Annotated in this window: 15 protein-coding genes; 11 read left to right on the forward strand and 4 right to left on the reverse strand. The window is 53.3% G+C overall.

What is annotated here, in order from left to right; all coding sequences use genetic code 11:
• Positions 1–130: 130 nt before the first annotated feature.
• The 4 genes from RDV48_24680 (at position 131) to RDV48_24695 (ending at position 2,827) form a co-directional block, all read left to right on the forward strand.
• Positions 131–838: a cytidylate kinase-like family protein gene (locus RDV48_24680; protein MDQ7826022.1), complete on the forward strand. Its 708-nt coding sequence runs from the start codon at positions 131–133 to the stop codon at positions 836–838.
• 42 nt (positions 839–880) lie between these two features.
• Complete coding sequence (locus tag RDV48_24685) at positions 881–1,372, forward strand: universal stress protein (GenBank protein MDQ7826023.1); 492 nt, start codon at positions 881–883, stop codon at positions 1,370–1,372.
• Positions 1,373–1,552: 180 nt separating this feature from the next.
• Positions 1,553–2,497: a mechanosensitive ion channel gene (locus RDV48_24690; protein MDQ7826024.1), complete on the forward strand. Its 945-nt coding sequence runs from the start codon at positions 1,553–1,555 to the stop codon at positions 2,495–2,497.
• 87 nt (positions 2,498–2,584) lie between these two features.
• Positions 2,585–2,827, forward strand: coding sequence for a hypothetical protein (locus RDV48_24695; GenBank protein MDQ7826025.1), 243 nt, complete (start codon positions 2,585–2,587; stop codon positions 2,825–2,827).
• 18 nt (positions 2,828–2,845) lie between these two features.
• Here the strand turns inward: RDV48_24695 and RDV48_24700 are convergent, their stop codons facing one another.
• On the reverse strand, positions 2,846–4,702 hold the full coding sequence (locus RDV48_24700; GenBank protein MDQ7826026.1) for a KamA family radical SAM protein: 1,857 nt from the start codon (positions 4,700–4,702) through the stop codon (positions 2,846–2,848).
• A 456-nt stretch (positions 4,703–5,158) separates the two neighbouring features.
• Here RDV48_24700 and RDV48_24705 point away from each other — a divergent pair, with 456 nt between their 5' ends.
• On the forward strand, positions 5,159–5,617 hold the full coding sequence (locus tag RDV48_24705) for a hypothetical protein (GenBank protein MDQ7826027.1): 459 nt from the start codon (positions 5,159–5,161) through the stop codon (positions 5,615–5,617).
• A gap of 119 nt (positions 5,618–5,736) precedes the next feature.
• On the opposite strand, the gene RDV48_24710 is transcribed toward RDV48_24705, so the two are convergent.
• Complete coding sequence (locus RDV48_24710) at positions 5,737–7,035, reverse strand: aminotransferase class I/II-fold pyridoxal phosphate-dependent enzyme (protein ID MDQ7826028.1); 1,299 nt, start codon at positions 7,033–7,035, stop codon at positions 5,737–5,739.
• Positions 7,036–7,542: 507 nt separating this feature from the next.
• Here RDV48_24710 and RDV48_24715 point away from each other — a divergent pair.
• The gene (locus RDV48_24715; protein ID MDQ7826029.1) at positions 7,543–9,123 is read left to right on the forward strand and encodes a chloride channel protein; all 1,581 of its coding nucleotides are present in this window, start codon (positions 7,543–7,545) and stop codon (positions 9,121–9,123) included.
• Positions 9,124–9,125: 2 nt separating this feature from the next.
• Positions 9,126–9,395, forward strand: a complete 270-nt coding sequence (locus RDV48_24720; protein ID MDQ7826030.1) for a hypothetical protein — start codon at positions 9,126–9,128, stop codon at positions 9,393–9,395.
• A gap of 205 nt (positions 9,396–9,600) precedes the next feature.
• Here RDV48_24720 and RDV48_24725 read toward each other — a convergent pair whose 3' ends face one another.
• Entirely contained in the window at positions 9,601–10,197 is a 597-nt protein-coding gene (locus tag RDV48_24725) for a TetR/AcrR family transcriptional regulator (protein MDQ7826031.1), read from the reverse strand.
• A 267-nt stretch (positions 10,198–10,464) separates the two neighbouring features.
• Here RDV48_24725 and RDV48_24730 point away from each other — a divergent pair, with 267 nt between their 5' ends.
• The 4 genes from RDV48_24730 to RDV48_24745 all read left to right on the forward strand — a co-directional run bounded on the left by RDV48_24730 (position 10,465) and on the right by RDV48_24745 (position 15,132).
• Positions 10,465–12,240, forward strand: coding sequence for a hypothetical protein (locus RDV48_24730; GenBank protein MDQ7826032.1), 1,776 nt, complete (start codon positions 10,465–10,467; stop codon positions 12,238–12,240).
• On the forward strand, positions 12,241–12,639 hold the full coding sequence (locus RDV48_24735; GenBank protein ID MDQ7826033.1) for a hypothetical protein: 399 nt from the start codon (positions 12,241–12,243) through the stop codon (positions 12,637–12,639).
• A complete protein-coding gene (locus tag RDV48_24740; GenBank protein ID MDQ7826034.1) occupies positions 12,617–13,315 on the forward strand; it encodes a hypothetical protein in 699 nt (232 codons plus the stop codon). The genes RDV48_24735 and RDV48_24740 overlap by 23 nt, the downstream gene beginning before the upstream one ends.
• Positions 13,316–13,503: 188 nt before the next feature.
• The gene (locus tag RDV48_24745; GenBank protein MDQ7826035.1) at positions 13,504–15,132 is read left to right on the forward strand and encodes a serine/threonine-protein kinase; all 1,629 of its coding nucleotides are present in this window, start codon (positions 13,504–13,506) and stop codon (positions 15,130–15,132) included.
• Here RDV48_24745 and RDV48_24750 read toward each other — a convergent pair.
• A complete protein-coding gene (locus tag RDV48_24750) occupies positions 15,127–16,203 on the reverse strand; it encodes a type II secretion system F family protein (protein ID MDQ7826036.1) in 1,077 nt (358 codons plus the stop codon). The two genes, RDV48_24745 and RDV48_24750, sit on opposite strands and share 6 nt — an antisense overlap.
• Between the last annotated feature and the right edge of the window lie 252 nt (positions 16,204–16,455).

Consider the following 16,455-nt stretch of genomic DNA (forward strand, 5'->3'; position numbering starts at 1 on the left):
GCATTTATTCCTCCAAGACCCGGCTTTGATATTGTTCTATATCCGCTCCGACTGCCATGATCTTTATCTGCCGGCATCCGCATGAGGCGGGGTAATTCTGAATAGTGCCACAGGAAAGGAGATTGATACCATGTCCACAAAAACACTTGACAGGCTTATTAATTCGCAGATTCACCGGTGGGAAAAAGAAAAGAAAGCCCGGGAGAGGCGTGATGAATCACTGCAGAGGCGCTCCCCGATCATCACCATTTCGAGGCAGGTCGGCAGCGGCGGCGGTGAAATCGGTGCTCTTACCGCAAAAAAGCTGAAATACCCGTTTCTCGACCGGGCCATCGTGGAATCAATCGCGGAGCGCGCATCAATCAGGCAGACTGCCGTTGAGACGCTCGATGAAAGAGCCCGCGGCATGATGGAGGAGTATCTCCGCGCGGTCATGAAGATGGACGATCTCTCAAGGTCAGAATATCTCAGGCAGCTTACGGAAGTGCTCGTGGTGGCGGCCCAGCACGGCAGGGTGGTCATACTGGGAAGGGGAGCGGGCTTTCTGCTCAGGTCATTTCCTCTCCTTCGGGTGAGAATAGTATGTCCTCCGAAAATCAGGGCAGAAAGGATTGCATTAAAAAACAGCATGACAATGCGGGAAGCAGAAGAGATGGTGGAAGTGATAGATAAGGAGCGGGCACTGTTCATCAGGAATAATTTCTTCATGGACATCAGCGATGCGACAAACTATGACCTGATAATCAACAGCGAAATGATCAGTGCGTCTCATGCGTCTGACGCCATTGTCAGGATGTTCAGAATGCTCTATCTGCAGGATCGTGACAAGGAAAGATGAATCCTTCATCTGAGTTCCGATATTCTGCAAAAGCAGTATAAGATGATAGGAGACCCTGGTATGATTCCCTTTAAAAAGATTCTGTGCCCCAGCGATTTCAGCGACCCCTCCTATAATGCCCTTGTCATGGCAGATAAACTGGCAAAGTCTCTCGATGCCGAGCTCTTCGTGCTGCATATTGTTCCGACGATACCGCTTCTCTATTATCCCTCCCCCATGGGTCCCGATGAGTACGTTGACTTCAACGTGGTCACGTACCAGGATGCGCTTCTCAAGGAAGCGCATCGGAAAATGGACAGCGTGGTCGAGGAGAAGATATCGCCGGAAGTAAAGGTTCACAAGGTCGTGCTCCAGGGAGCGGCAGCAGAGGAGATCGTCAAGTATGCAGAAGCCGCAGGTGTGGATCTTATTGTCATATCTACCCATGGTAATACGGGGCTGAACCTGCTGGTCTTCGGCTCCGTGGCAGACAAGGTGGTGCGGAGCGCGGAATGTCCGGTGCTCACGATGCGCAGGCAGGATGCCCGGAGCTGAGAGCGCCTCGGCAAGCCGTGATGAAGCAAGGCCAAGTGGCAGTATCCTTCCCTCATATCTCTCGAAGGAGATTGAGCCCCGTATGCCAAGACACAGGTCCTGTTGAATGCTCCTGGGAGCTCCGGGTATCTGTTCAGTTGCAGAATTTAACGCTATATAATGGCAGGAGGCTACTCACCCATGGAATACCTCAAGAATATGAAGCATGTCCTGTTCGGCTGGCTCAATGATCCGACAGCGGTAAAGGTCATGGTAATGGTCGTAGGGCTGCTGATCCTCAATCGCTTGATGCACTTCGTGCATCGCCAGCTCGACCTGCGGATGCGGAATCCTGAGAGCGTCTACCCCATGAAGAAGCTCACCATGGTGTTTGCTTATGTGGTCGCCTTTATCTTCATCACCGGCATTTTCCGTGACAAGCTGGGAGGGCTCACGCTCGCTTTCGGCGTTGCCGGTGCAGGTATCGCCTTTGCGCTGCAGGAGGTTATTGCAAGCATAGCGGGATGGGTGGCCATTATGATGGGTAATTTCTACCGCGTGGGAGACCGCGTCCTGCTGGGAGGAATTAAAGGCGATGTCATCGACATCGGCGTACTGCGGACCACGCTCATGGAGCTGGGTGACTGGGTGCGCGGCGATGGCTACAACGGGAGGATAGTGCGGGTGGCCAACAGCTTTGTTTTCAAGGAGCCCGTATATAATTATTCAGGCGATTTCCCCTTTCTCTGGGATGAGATCATCGTTCCTGTCAAATACGGAAGCGACTGGAAGCTCGCGAAGAGGCTTTTTAAGGAAGCGGCTGACGAAGTGATGAAAGAGCATACTGAAGTCGCCCGCACGGCCTGGGAGCATATGGTGAAAAATTACAGGATAGAAAACGCTTCTGTGGAGCCCAAAGTGTGGATGACGGCCAATGATAACTGGATAGAGTTTACCGTCCGCTACGTGGTTGACTTTAAGGAGAGACGGGATGCCAGGGACAGGATATTCACGCGAATACTGGAAGAGGTGGAAGGGAGCAGGGGTGCGGTTGGGTTAGCCTCAGCCACTTTCCACCTTGTGGAGGCACCGGTCTTCACGGTGAAGCTCCGTGATGCACCGTCGGATATTGATAAACGGCCATGAGAGTTTCTCCGGGCTCCCTGAAGGCTCATGCATTCCCACAGTGCCTGAAGGCACTGAGCTTCAATCGAATTGAAAAGGAGGAGAATCATGGACCTCGTAACCCTGAAATCTGTCTTGATGTGGTGCACAGTCATCAATGCAGCTCTGCTGTTCCTGGCCTTCATATTCTGCGCCGCTGCCGGGAACTGGATTTACGGCATGCACAGCAGGTGGTTACCAATCCCGAGGGAAGCCTTCAACATTGCCATCTATTCCTTCATCGGCCTGTATAAGATAGCGTTCTTTGTCTTCAACCTTGTTCCTTATATCGCTCTCTGCATAGCCCGGTAAGAGGCCGCCAAGCGGTTTTCAATAGTAATACCAGAGGTTCCCATATTCACTTGTATCTTCTCCGCGCCCGGCAAGCCTCCTTAAATAACTGCCCAGGGGTACGTCCTCGTAGAGGTAAGTGCCGGAAGTGACTATCGCCTTCTCCCAGGGGTGCATCTCGTAAATCCTGTTTCCCCGGGGGGTCAGCATTATGAGCTCATGGTCCTGCATGGCCCTCAGGTGGTTTTTGCCTATTCCCGGTATATTGTATACCGGCTCATCGGTCCTTATGACACCGGGGGTGAGGCGCGCTTCTTCCTTTCTCTCCTGGAGAAGGCGGGCAATGGGAACTATGTAATGCTCGGTCTCTTTCTTGCCCTTGGCATAGAACACGTAATAAGGATCAACGCCCATGAGCTTCAGGGCCCTCCTGAGCGCCACCGTTTCGAACCTGCGGCTGTTCTCTATGGTAAATACCTGCTGGTTGTAAAAGTTGATGCTCGTGCTCTTTTTTACCCTCTGCACCGCTTCCATGGCCTGTGGCGTGATTTCGTAAGGATGCTCAAAATGAGTCACGATACATAATTCCTTCTTCCCGGGGGAGTGGTATTTTTTCAGGATCTTCACAAGGGTGCCTGTGAACCTCATGGGAAGCACCACGGGGGTCCTTGTGCCGAGGCGGATTCTCTCGATATGCGGGATGGCGCTCAGGCGGCCGATAAGCTCATCAAGCATTGCATCGGGCAGAATCAAAGGGTCTCCTCCCGTGATGAGGACCGCACGCACGGTATCGTTCACCCTGAACCACTCGATGGCATCATCGATCTGCCTCGAAGAGGCAAGTGCATGGGGCGAGTTCACCTCGTCTATCTCCCAGTTTCTCTGGCAGTAAACGCAAATCTGGGCGCAGGTATTGAAGGGCTTGAAGATGGCGATCATAGGGTATCTGCGCGTCACCAGGTCGATGGGAGAGGTGTCCTGCTCGCGCATGAAGTCCATCTCCCTCCTGTCCATGTGGCGGAACCGCTTCACGTAGCTCAGGGGAGGGATTACCTGGGCGCGTACGGCATGGTCGAATTTCCGGTGTGGCTCCCTGTCCATGAGGGAGACATAGTAGGGGGTGATGCCGAAAGGAATGCCTTTTCCCCGGGCCTCCTCTATGGCTTCCCTCTCGTCGCCGGTAAGCTCCACCAAGCTCTCGAGGGTGCTGCAGTCCTTCACAATGTGCTTCAGGTGCCAGGTATAATCATTCCAGTCGCGCTGCCTGGCGCTGAAAAAGCGCAGAATCCTGCGCACGTTCTCTTTTCGAGCGGCGGCGACATGCTCTTCAATACCGGAAGGGTACTTGTGATAAATGTACTTCTCGCTGTACCTCGAAAGCCCGTCAAGGAAGCGGCAGCGTGCAAGAGCCGCTTCGCGGCCTTTCAGCTTCAGGTAAGCAGGCTCTTTTCCCTGCAGCCCGTCCCGGGAGTACTGCCCGGACATTCCCCTGAGGGCCTTCAGAAGGTGCTCAAGCTCCTCTATGAAGTCAATGGACATGCCGCGCAGAGTCTCTTCATCACTTCTGAGTGCCTGAAAGACAGTCTTCAGGACCTGGTGGCCCGTTCTCTCTTCATTTCTCTCGCTGAGGAAATTGCGGAACACCAGCAGGGCTTCCTTGATGCTTATCCTTTCAAGGGGGTGGACCATGGAATCGCGACTTTCTATGCCCCTCTCAATCCTGTATGAAAGCGAAAGGAGGGCACCCCGGGCTTCCTCGACTCCGCTCTTCCTGCCCATGATGGATTTTATCTCAGGGAAGATGTCCAGGGCTTTGTTGAGAAAATCCAGTTTGTCAAGCGGAGTAAAAGAATCGGCGTCACACAGGCCATGAGAGTTTTCCCTTACTCGCGCCATGAAATCCCACCTCGTTTCCTGTTTTTATGAGGAGCCTTACTACAGACTCCAGAGTATTATTGACGCTTGATTCCAGTCATACGTTATTTGGCATGGAACGTTCCTTTTCCTCCAGGCGCCTTCAACTCGCCTCAACGCTTCACACAAGTAAAGAAATATTTATTCTAAAAATCAGGGTCCTTATGACATTATGATAAATAATCCCTGCAATTTGCGGTAAATCTCACCGTGCATTTTCTTCATTGAATAAATAATGATGATGCTTTCAGTAAAATGAGAACTTCGGCACTCATAGGGCATTGAGGGTCTTATCAAAGAAGGTAAATGGATATTTATCTTGAAATCATATAAAGAGACGCCTCTGCGGAAGCGCTCAGCCGCTCTGAGAGATACAGATTCAACAGGCGCTGCCGGGCTTCAGCTTCGCGAAATAACCAGTGAATGGGGGAGACGATAATGAAGAGAATCCTTATTTCCATTCTTCTCTGCGCGCTGCTGCAGTCATTTTTCCAATTCACCTCAGCCTGCGCGGCGGAACAGGCTTCTGTGAATCTTGCGATAAGCGACCTCATTATAAGAAAACAGGGCAGCCAGGTAGACTTCAGGGTCATCGTGGGCAACATCGGGAATGCCGACGCGGAGAACCTCATGGGGAACCTTTCCGTGGCGCTCTTCGTCTTTGACAGAAGCAATGGGAAGTGGCACGAGCTGAAGCGGTGGTCAGATATCGACAGGATAGCGGCAGGCGAGAAGGTAGCCCGCGATTACCTCCCGGTGGTGACGAAGAATCCCCAGATCCTCTCTGGGAAATTCACCCTCCAGGCGGCGATTGAACTGAAATATGCCGGCGCTGTCAAGATTTCAAAGGAGAGCCTCGAGCGGAGCTACCCCGGGAAGAACGGGAAAAATCCCTGAGACTACAGAGCGCAGACCCACCGTCTCTTGCCATAATACGGCCCGATTCCGTCCGCCGGGCTGATGAATCGGGAAGCCGTGTTTTCCCAGCGCGGGTTCACGGCGGTGCGATGAAGAAATCATTTCAGGCTCTCAATCCAACCTGCAAGCTTTTCAATCGCTGTGATCGTCTCTTGACAGTAGTCCCCGAGAAACCTTTTGGGCAGCTTCCTGTCCAGGGGGATATTCTCGCTTGCGGCCAGGGCTTTTGCCCCGTCAAAGTTCACATAGGCGATTCTCAAGGTGAGCTCACCCGGGGGCCTTTCAAATGCCTCGCCGGGCAATGCAGCCACTCCCGCCTCCATGAGAAGCCTGTCGCAGAACTCCCTTGAAGTGGTGATTCCGCGGCGGGCGAATACCTCTTTCATTGGTGAAAAATCGGGGAAGAGATAGAAGGCTCCCACGGGATCGTGGACCCTCGCGCCGACCTGCCGCAGAAGGGCTGCGCACTTTTTGCCAAGGGCACTGAGTATGCGGCGGACATGCCAAAGATAGCGGTTCACATTGATATTGCTGGAAAAAGCTGTCACTGCGGCATACTGCACAGGGGCATTCACCGAGGTGTAAGTCTCGCTGGCCACTGCCGCCATCGCCTCCAGCAGCCATTCCAGCCTTGAGGGGATGGTGAAGGTTCCGAGCCTCCACCCGCCGGCACCGCACCATTTCGACAGGCCGGAGCTGATAATTGTGCCCTCAGGATAAAAGCGGGAAATTGAGACATGCTCTCCCTTGTGGTGAATCATCGCATAAATTTCATCTGAGAGGAGTATTATATCAAATTTTCTCACGATATCGGCAATTTCCATCAGCTCTTCCTGTGTATAGCTTTCTCCATCGGGATTTGCAGGATAGTTCAGCACGAGAAGCCTGGGGCGGAACTTGTCATTTTCCTCCCTCAGCAGCGCGAGAAGGGCATCGGGAGTGATTTTCCAGCGGCTCTCAAAGCTTGTTGGGATGAGCTTTACTTCTCTTCCCACAATCCTCGCCTGCGGCACGTATGAGACCCAGCAGGGAGTGGGCACAATGATCTCACCGTAGAACACCACCTGGAGAAGAAACATGAGCTCTTTCGAACCCGGCCCGATGATCACGTTTTCAGCACTTGCCTCCGCCTTATCTTCTCTCCTGTGGAATGAAGCAACAGCCTCGCGCAGCGCCTCAAGCCCCTTCACCGCCAGGTATTCCTTCCTGTGGGCGTGAAACTTGAGGGAATCAACAACGGAAGCCGGGATGGGAAAAGGAGACTGGCCCAGCCCCAGGCGGAAAATCCGGCAGCCCCTGCCGGCCAGTTCCCGGGATTTTTCATTGATTGCAAGAGTCGGCGAGATACCGAGGCCCCTCACATTCAGGCTGAGGCTCACCTTTTCCTGGAGTACCATGTCTTCATTCACCCTCTTTCAATACAGTTTCCATTCAGGGATGGCTATACCCTCCTTGAGGCCACAAATCCGGCTGACAGGCTGGCCACAGGGCGAAAGAGGCTCAAACCGGGACTTTTAGATACTCTCCCCGAGTGCTGATTTTGTATAAGAGCAGCTCCCCTGCTTGGCGTCATAGAAAGATTTTCTTGATTTCACGAGCAAATTATGAAGGCAAAACAGTAAATATATATTTACATATTGTCGTTATAGTGATATAATTTACAGAGTTTCGGGTAACGAGAAAGGTGAGAAATTATGGAAAAATTTATCAAGACATCATCGGGGCAGGTAATAAGATATTCGCATGACCTGATCCACTTTCTCAGAGGCTCTGAGAGCGCTTTTCTTGTCCTCTTCGCCGGCGTGACTGGGGTGGCAGGAGGATATGGAGCGATAGTGTTCAGGTGGATGATAGGAAGCTTCACGGCTTTTTTTTTCAATTATCTGCAAAGTCTTTTGAAGTTCATGGGCCCGTACTATGTCATCATAATACCGGCGCTGGGAGGCATAGTCGTGGGATTTCTCACCACCACTTTTGCCAGGGAGGCAAAGGGGCACGGGGTGCCGGAAGTCATGCTTGCCGTAGCGCGCTCGGGGGGCAGGATACGATTCAGGGTATCTGCCGTGAAAGCTCTTGCCTCTTCAATCTGCATAGGCTCAGGGGGCTCGGTGGGAAGAGAGGGTCCTATCGTCCAGATTGCCTCTTCTCTGGGATCAGGCCTTGGCCAGTTGTTCAGGCTGGACGAGGATAAAATCAGAGTTCTGGTAGCCTGCGGCGCTGCAGCCGGTGTCGCAGCGACATTCAACGCTCCCATAGCAGGAACGTTCTTCGCCCTGGAAGTCATCCTGAGAAAATACAGCCAGCGATTTTTTTCCGCGATTGTGCTCTCATCAATGATTGCCACCCTTATTTCGAGGCATCACCTGGGTGACAGGCCCGCTTTTGTCACGCCCGTATACCAGTTCAACAGCCTCTGGGAACTTCTGTTCTATCTGATATTCGGATTTATTGCTGCCTTCCTTGGCCTGGCATTCATAAAACTGCTCTACGGTTCGGAAGACCTCTTCGATTCCCTCAAGATCCCCGAAATTATCAAGCCCGCAATCGGAGGAGTCCTTATAGGTGCCATAGGATTCTGCTACCCGCAGATATTTGGAGTCGGCTATGAGGCAATCGACTTGGCGCTCTTTGGAAAAATTTCGCTGATCATCGGCATAACCCTCGTATTCCTCAAGATCGTCGCCACCTCTCTCACACTGGGCTCAGGAGGCTCCGGCGGGATCTTTGCTCCATCTCTATTCATCGGGGCGATGGCAGGTGAAGCGTATGGCAAGCTTACCTACCTGGTTGCCCCCGCTATGGCCATACCACCCGGGGCCTGCGCACTGGTAGGAATGGCTGCGGTATTTGCCGGGGCAGCGCAGGCTCCTTTCACCGCCGTTCTTATCCTTTTCGAAATGACGGGCGATTACCGGATCATACTTCCCCTTATGATCACCTGTATTATATCAACCCTGGTGGTGAGAAAACTATCCAGTGAATCAATCTACACGCTAAAACTCAAAAGAAGAGGGATAGACATAGACAGGGTCATTGAACAGGACATGATGGAGCATCATACCGTTGCTGAGGCGATGATAGAAAATCCTGCTACGCTCAATGATTCGGATGCACTGGATAAAGCGGAGGCTCTCATTGAGTTCAGCGGTCACTATGGCTTTCCCGTTCTTGACAGCACCGGGAAACTTGTGGGTGTACTTGCCTCTCACGATATCCTGGAGGCTCATAAAAGAGCCTTTTCAGATGAATCCCGCAGAGCTGTCCTAGTAAGAGAAATAATGACAAGCAGTATACTGGTATGCTATCCCGACGAGAAACTGCACGATGTGCTGGACAAGATGGGCGAGAGAAATATCGATCACATCCCCGTGGTTGAAAGAAATGATACCTCTCGACTGGTCGGCCTGATAACCGGAAAGAACGTGATCGCATTATATCACAGGTTCTGCAATATTGAAGACCAGGATTCAATAAAGGAGAGGTGAAAGTGGATACAGCAGGCTATATTGCTGCAGCCCTTATCGCAGTAACGTTCTTTGGAGCCCTTTTCTATTATTCTGCAAGGCACAGGTCTTCACTCATATGCAGCGCCCCAGTGGAGGGAGACTTTAAAAAGTTGCAGGAACTCCCGGTAAAAAGCCCACAGATGGTGTACCTGCACCGTAATGTAAATGTCTATTTACTCCTTGCATTGGCTCCAGGGTTCTTTCCCAAGGGTGGTGCAAAGCGCCACCCGGGGAAGTACCTGGAACAGTAGCACATTGTCAGAGAGGAAGACAATGATTTGATTATTGCAAGAATGCTCCTTAAGCCGGCACTGTCTCATTTACTTTTAATATTGGTCATTTTTGCAGGCGGGAACTTCAACAACATCAACACTTACTATACCTGCATTAATATATGAATCCTGCCCCCCCGCCCCCGGCCGGTGATATCCGGGATATGGCGGAATGCCGGAATCGCTAATGGAGAGGTGACTGCGCAATTCCCGACTTGAAGATTCTAAATAGCTTCAGATATCCTCGCTTCAATGAGTGCCGATAGCCGGAAAGCGCCCATAACGTAACGGTAGACTGGATTATACCGAAATAAACAATGCTGGCAGAGGAAGGATCAATATCTTCCCTGACCATTCCCTTCCTTATCCCCTCCGAGAGCAGATTTTCGATCCTGCCTATGTACCTGTCCAGAACTTCTTTCATTTTTTTCTGAAGCTTCTTATCATTGAGGTTAAGCGTCTCGGTGATGATGATGAAGGATACGCCCTTTCTCTGCTCGGCGTAGGAAAGATGGGAGGCGAAGACTATTTCAAGTGCCTTCAGGGGGTCTTCAATGCTTGCGACTGTCGATTCAAAGAGGTCCGTGAGTGTTTCATCTATCTCATGAATAAGGAATTCCAGGATCTCCCTCTTGCTTTTAAAATGCCTGTAAAGAGCGCCGTCGGTCAGTTTCAGTTCCTTTGCGATGGCATTGATGGTGAGGCCCTGCATCCCCGATGTAGAGATAATTTTTCTTGCCGTTTCTACTATTTCCTGCTGGCGTGAATGATGAATTGTCATTATCCCTGTTCCTCCAGAATCTCATAACTTATATTTTAAAGAGCCGTTCCTCATCTTCCTTCCACATGACCATCATCGGTAAAAAGAACTGGAATATTTTCAGGCCTCATGACAGATTATCTCACTGACGGCATTTTCGTGCCGCTTGAAGAAAGCCGGTTTTTTTTATATAATATGCTTGGAGAAAACTCCGCAATACCGGCCACCACCATCGGGGAGGTCAGGGTTATAGGATTTTTATTTTCTTTGCGTCTTCGGGGGGAAAAGGTGCGGCGGCTCGCCAGGGGGGCGGCCCTCGCGTCGCTCCTCATGGTGGTCTTCATCGCCGTGATCCTTATCTTTTCCCTCGCCGGCACGGGAATATTCCACCTCAACATGAGCACTCACATCGAGAACACCCAGAGGGCCCGGAACCTCGCCGAGTCGGCAATGGCGCAGGCAATAGAAAAAATCATCGCTGATCAGACCTTTGGCCTGGCATCATACTCAGGAAACAAGACCATAGATATCCCTGGCAGCCAGCCGCGGACCTCGGGCATGCTCACTTTTGACAGGAATGTGGCGGCGCAGCGCGGGATCCCCTGGTCCACGAACAATCTTGACGGTGACGTTGCTGTGAACGGCTTCAAAAATTGCATGGTACCGCCTTACAGCACTCACATTGCCGGAATCGGCACCTGCCGCGGCTCGACATGCAGAGTGGAAGCCATCATTCATGTTCCCCCCTTCCCTTACAGCATCGCGTCATCGGGAAAATTCCACTCCGACGGCACCCTTCTCGTTGCTTCTGTTGAGAGCTATGGCGACCTCCCGGGGCAGCTCTCTCCGACACCGGACCTTTCCAAGCTTCTTGCCGGCAATCTCGTTGCAAATGGCGGAGGCACTGATGCCGTATACCTCAGGGGAGAAGCGAGAATCACAGGAAACCTCAGGACTGCAGGGGACTTGATGATGAAGTCCTCAACTCCGGGAGCCATTTCAATCCTCGGTGAAACGATATGCCATGCCGATCCCATGACTATCACTCCCCTGGACATCACCTCCTATGATCCCCTGAAAAGATGCCCTGCGGGCTATATCCCCGTGAATGGCGGATACCTGGACGGAAGAAATGACAGCGACCCCCTCAAGGGCTTCTGCCGGGCAGGGAGCGACCTCACCGTGGGAGGCAACCTGAGGCTTGGCGGATGCCTGCTCTATGTGGACGGCGATCTCACCATTACCGGGAGAGTCGATGGAAGCGGCGCCCTTGTATCAACGGGCAGCACCACGATAATGAAGGGCTCCGATCTCTCCACTGACAACCAGGTGGCCCTTCTCTCAGGCAGTGACGTGGCGCTGGGAACCTCGAACGCGCTTGATTACTCATCGTTCCAGGGCCTGATCTACAACAAGGGGAATTTCACTGCCGACCGCGTGAACCTCTGCGGGACTTTTGTCTCGGCAGGGCAGGGCAGTTCAGTGGCTTCAGCAGGGAGCGGACAGTCGGCGGAGTTTCAGGGAATGAAACTGAACAATTCCAGGGTGATCCAGGTTCCCGGCTATGAGGATCTCGATGCTGTTGCTGTCGTGGGAACCGCTCCCACTTTCACCGTGATGGATATAATAGGCGCGATTACGTCGCAGATGCCACCTAATCCCGATGACGACCCGGGGCAGGCGGACATTGAGTTTAAGAAGGCTCAGTTTCACGAATGCTCCGTTATTCCTGTCACCCATGACTACAAGGGGAAGCAGACTACCGGGTATTTCGTGCAGATAGAAGTGACCGACGGCAGCAGGCCTGACAGCGCCTTCTTCTGCAAGAGCCAGCAGGAGCTGGAACAGAAGTTTCTCGTTGAATACTGCAGGATACCGGCTAAATTCACCGCGCAGGGACTGGAGATAGCGAAGAGGTTCCTTGATGATTACCTCAATCACCGGAATCCCCCGCCGGGCCGGCCCGATCCCCCGCCGCCCGTGGTGAGCCTCGTGGAGATAAACCTGAGCCAGTTCATCAGCATCAAGGACAGGATGAAGGTGCTTCTCTGGAGGGATTTTTAGATGCGGTGCCGTCTCATGAACCCCGGAGGCTTCAGCCTCATCGAGGTGATCTTCACCTCGTCGCTCCTTCTGTTCCTGATGATTGTCATGCTCTCAGTGTTCCCCGGCTCCCTGATGGCCATTGATCATGCAGAGCACCGCATCGAGGCCTCCCATATCGCCCAGTCTGTGCTTGAGAAGAAAAGGTCGGGACCGTTCAGCGAGGTCGATGACGATCCCGATCCCGGCGAGGTGAGAGGCTCCGGCGGGGTCCTTTACACCCTTCATTACAGCACTCTCGCGGTGAGCGGTGCCGAAGCGTCACTTTTAAAAAAGGCAGTAATCACTATCACCTGGGAATTCAAAGGGAAGAACTATTCACTGACTCAGGAGCTTTATGTGTGCAATATTTCCCAATGACAGGGCCGGCTGTTCCCGGGGAGCCGCCAGGAAACGCGGACTTGCCTTCACCCTGGCTGAGATCATTATTGGATCAATGCTCCTGCTACTGCTTTTTGGCCTCTTTTCTTCATTCCTCACGACTGCCATGAGGTCTTCCGTCCGCGGCTCGATTCGCGCCGCGATCCAGCAGGAGGCAGTCACCAGCCTCAACAGGCTCTGCGCTGATTTAAGGCTCAGCGCTGCAGGCGGTATCAGCTACTATGCCACGGGATCACCGCCTGAAGGAGGCCCTGTATACCTCGGCATCATGCGCCTCGCTGATATAGATTCCCAGGGGCGGCAGGAATGGGAGCAGGCACTGGTGGTTTACAGCTGGCAGGGCCAGGGAGCGCCTCTCTTCCGCAAGGAATGGACACCGGCCATTACGCTTGCCGCGTCCTTCTCCCCCGCGCTCCATATCCCTGCGAAGGCCTCACAGGCGACTCTTGAAGAGATCGCCGGCAGCACCGCAATAACAGGCCAGGTGCTCTCCCGCGACGTAAGTGAATTCAAAGTGACAGGCGCCATGAGCGGGGGAACAGTGAGCTCCCCCCTCGAGCCCCTCATCACCATTACCAGGAAGGGCGCCACGGGAAAGAGCACGCCGGAAAATTTTACTCTTTCAACGACAATTTCATTTAAGAACGAATTATGAGCAAATTTTACAGTGCATTCTGCCGGATTATTTTGTGCATACGGACCCTGGGAGCCTGCGCCCTCTGTGTGCTCATCCTTTCCGGAGCTCCCCGCCCCGCCTGCCCGGCGCCTGCAGAAAAATCGAAAGACCACCTCTTCCGGAGGAGCTTTTCTCTCTCCACCATACCTCCCGAGGCGGGAATTTTTTTGACCTGGAGCCCATCGCCTGGCGCGGAAGAGAGAGAGGCGCCCCTTGGCACCTCAGGAAGGCCTTTCACTGTCGATTTCAGGGAGCTTTCCCGGAAAAAGCTCATGTTCACCTTTTCAAGCCACGCTGAGAGGCCTGAGCAATTCTCCCTCGACCTCTCAAGCCTCAAGGACCCCGCGATGATAAGATTCATCCTGCGGAAAGAAGGTTATCACCAGGAGGAAAGGCTCATACCGGTCGAGTATCTCAGGACCCATGCAAAGTACCCCGGGAGCAGCGAAGAGCCAATCAGGCTGAGAGCGGAGACTGCCTCTGTCATCTTCACCACCAGTCCTCCCGGTGCCGCCGTCTTTGTCGATCTTTACAGCGCCAGGGGGAAAAAGTATCTTGGCCTCGCGGGGGAGAAGATAACACTTGACAAGTCTCCATTCAGGAAAGACCGCCCTTATTCTTTTTACTTCCAGCGCGAGCACTATGAAGAGAAGGAAGAGCCCATCTCCATTGACCAGTTCAAAAATGACTCATTGAACTATTATCCTGGAGAGAATAAAGCCATAGCTCTCAGGAAGTCGGAGCCTGCCATTAACTATCTCTATTACTGGGGCAGAGAGCACGCCGCCTTATCCATGATTTCGGCCACTGCTGCCATCCTTGCGCTGGGAGCGCTCCTTTTTTTTATAATAATACCGCGCGTCCGTGCATTTCTGGCCCATTACAGGAGACTTTCTTCCTGGCAGGAGGCTTCGCAGGCTACTGAGACAAAGGATCCCATGTGCGGCACGGTTGTAGGAGGCTTTGCAATTCTCGACAGGCTCGGCGAGGGAGGCATGGGAACGGTCTACCGGGCGGTTCCTGATAAAAGCCGATCACTTGAGGAGACTGTGGCCCTCAAGATCATCAAGAAAGAGCTTGTGGAGCACGATGAATACCTTCGGCGCTTCAGAAGGGAGATGAAGATCCTCTCGTCGCTCAGTCATCCCAATATCCTGCAGCTCTTCGATTTCGGCGACCATGAGGGGCAGCTCTACCTTGTCACGGAGCTCGTTTCAGGAAAAACCCTGGGCCACGTGATTCCCCGGGAGGGAATGGCCCTCGATACATTCTCTGCCATATTCCTCCCCGTTCTCAGGGCCGCTGAGCATGCCCACCAGAAGGGGGTCATCCACCGCGATCTCAAGCCCGGCAACATCATCATCACTGACGGGGGGAAGGTGAAGGTGATAGATTTCGGCCTCGCGAAAGGCCCCAGGGAATCGACAATCACCATGCCGGGACAGATCATAGGGACTCCCGAGTACATGGCCCCCGAGCAGGTCTCCCTGGGCGAGCTTGACGCCCGCACCGATCAATACGCCCTTGGCATCATTGCCTACAGGATGCTTACGGGCCGACTTCCCTTTGACGACGAGGATCCTTTCAAGATCGTGATGCTGCAGCTCTCGGCAGACCCCCCGCCCCTGGCCTCTTACAGGGGTGACCTTCCTCCTGCCCTTATACCGATCGTAATGAAAATGCTTGCGAAAGAGCCCGATAAGCGCTTCAGGAGCCTCGCGGAGGTTTCCAGCGCCCTCGAGTTCCTCGCCCTGGTGCCGGCAAATGGAGATGACGGTGATCCCGGGAGCTTATGAGAGTCCCTGGATCACCTGCAGAAGCGGCGTCATCGTGGCAATCATGATAAAGGCGGCGATAATTCCAATTGCAAGCAGTATGAAGGGCTGCATCACCGTAATGACGGTATTGAGAGATTCCTCAAGGCTTTCTTCACAGATGTCGGCAGCTTTGTCCAGCATCTCCTTCACCCTGCCGGACTGCTCTCCCGCCTCCACGAGATGAAGGAACGTGGCCGGGAAAAAGCCCGTGGCCGAGAGAGCGGTGAAGATGTCCACCCCCTGGGAGACCTCTTCACGGACCACGGCTATTTTTTCGGAGAAGAAAATTGATGAAGCTCCCTCCCTCGTGATATCAAGCCCTTCAAGGAGCGGCATACCGGTGTCATAGATTATGGAGAGGGTTCTGGCAAACCTGGCGGCCTCGACCATCCTGAGAGATTTCCCTATGACAGGAAGGGAGAAGAGAAGATTCTGGACCTGTATCTTCCAGTATATCTGCCTGCACAGGGAGCGAAAAGCGATGAAGAGAAGGAAAATGCCCATGATTACCGCAACAGGGAAAAAACCTGACCTGATGAAGGCCGATATTCCCATGAAAATCCGCGTCGGGAGGGGGAGGGACATATTGAGGTCACCAAGAAACTGCAATATCCCCTTGAAAAGCATGGAAGGCGCCACTATGAGAAAAGCGAGGAAAAAGAGGGCGACAAAGAGAGGATATACAAGGGCCGCCGAGATCTTCATATTCAGCTCCCGCGTCTTCTCGGCATGGAAGGCTATTCTCTCGAGCATGATCTCTAGTCTTCCCGTCTTCTCGCCAATATCAATCATTTTCACTGTGAGGACGGGAAAGATTGCCTTGCAGGCTTCCAGGGACCGGGCAATGCTCTTGCCGGACAGAATGTCTGCCTCGCAGCTCTCAAGCGCCGCCCGGAGGCCCGGGTGCCCTGCCTGGCCGGCAATTATTTTCATGCTTTTTGCGATGGGAACACCGGCCCTGTAAAGAGTGGCAAGCTCCCTGAAACAGACGGCATAGTCTGATGACGAGACGGGCAGCATAAGATGGTATTTTTCCAAAGGCTTACTCATGACCACTGAGTTCTGATTCACTCTGTGCCGGGGGAATCCCTTTCTCCGGAGATCGGCGTTCACCCCCGGGCCTGGTGACGCACCTCATTGAAGGATTGCCCGTAAAATAAGAAAAGGAGCCTTCTGAGGCTCCTCTTTTCTTGCTTCTTTAAGGACGGGGGCCGCCGGGACCGCTACCGGGACCGCCGGGACCGCCGGGACCGCCGGGACCGCCACCAGGGCCGCCGGGACCGCCACCGGGGCCGCCGCCGG

This window comes from Candidatus Eremiobacterota bacterium (assembly GCA_031082125.1).
GTDB lineage: Bacteria > Vulcanimicrobiota > CADAWZ01 > CADAWZ01 > Ess09-12 > Ess09-12.

Coding starts and splice junctions, on each gene's coding strand:
- RDV48_24680 (MDQ7826022.1), top strand. CDS start 131: ATGTCCACAAAAACACTTGACAGGCTTATTAATTCGCAGATTCACCGG.
- RDV48_24685 (MDQ7826023.1), top strand. CDS start 881: ATGATAGGAGACCCTGGTATGATTCCCTTTAAAAAGATTCTGTGCCCC.
- RDV48_24690 (MDQ7826024.1), top strand. CDS start 1,553: ATGGAATACCTCAAGAATATGAAGCATGTCCTGTTCGGCTGGCTCAAT.
- RDV48_24695 (MDQ7826025.1), top strand. CDS start 2,585: ATGGACCTCGTAACCCTGAAATCTGTCTTGATGTGGTGCACAGTCATC.
- RDV48_24700 (MDQ7826026.1), bottom strand. CDS start 4,702: ATGGCGCGAGTAAGGGAAAACTCTCATGGCCTGTGTGACGCCGATTCT.
- RDV48_24705 (MDQ7826027.1), top strand. CDS start 5,159: ATGAAGAGAATCCTTATTTCCATTCTTCTCTGCGCGCTGCTGCAGTCA.
- RDV48_24710 (MDQ7826028.1), bottom strand. CDS start 7,035: ATGGTACTCCAGGAAAAGGTGAGCCTCAGCCTGAATGTGAGGGGCCTC.
- RDV48_24715 (MDQ7826029.1), top strand. CDS start 7,543: ATGGGCCCGTACTATGTCATCATAATACCGGCGCTGGGAGGCATAGTC.
- RDV48_24725 (MDQ7826031.1), bottom strand. CDS start 10,197: ATGACAATTCATCATTCACGCCAGCAGGAAATAGTAGAAACGGCAAGA.
- RDV48_24735 (MDQ7826033.1), top strand. CDS start 12,241: ATGCGGTGCCGTCTCATGAACCCCGGAGGCTTCAGCCTCATCGAGGTG.
- RDV48_24740 (MDQ7826034.1), top strand. CDS start 12,617: ATGTGTGCAATATTTCCCAATGACAGGGCCGGCTGTTCCCGGGGAGCC.
- RDV48_24750 (MDQ7826036.1), bottom strand. CDS start 16,203: ATGAGTAAGCCTTTGGAAAAATACCATCTTATGCTGCCCGTCTCGTCA.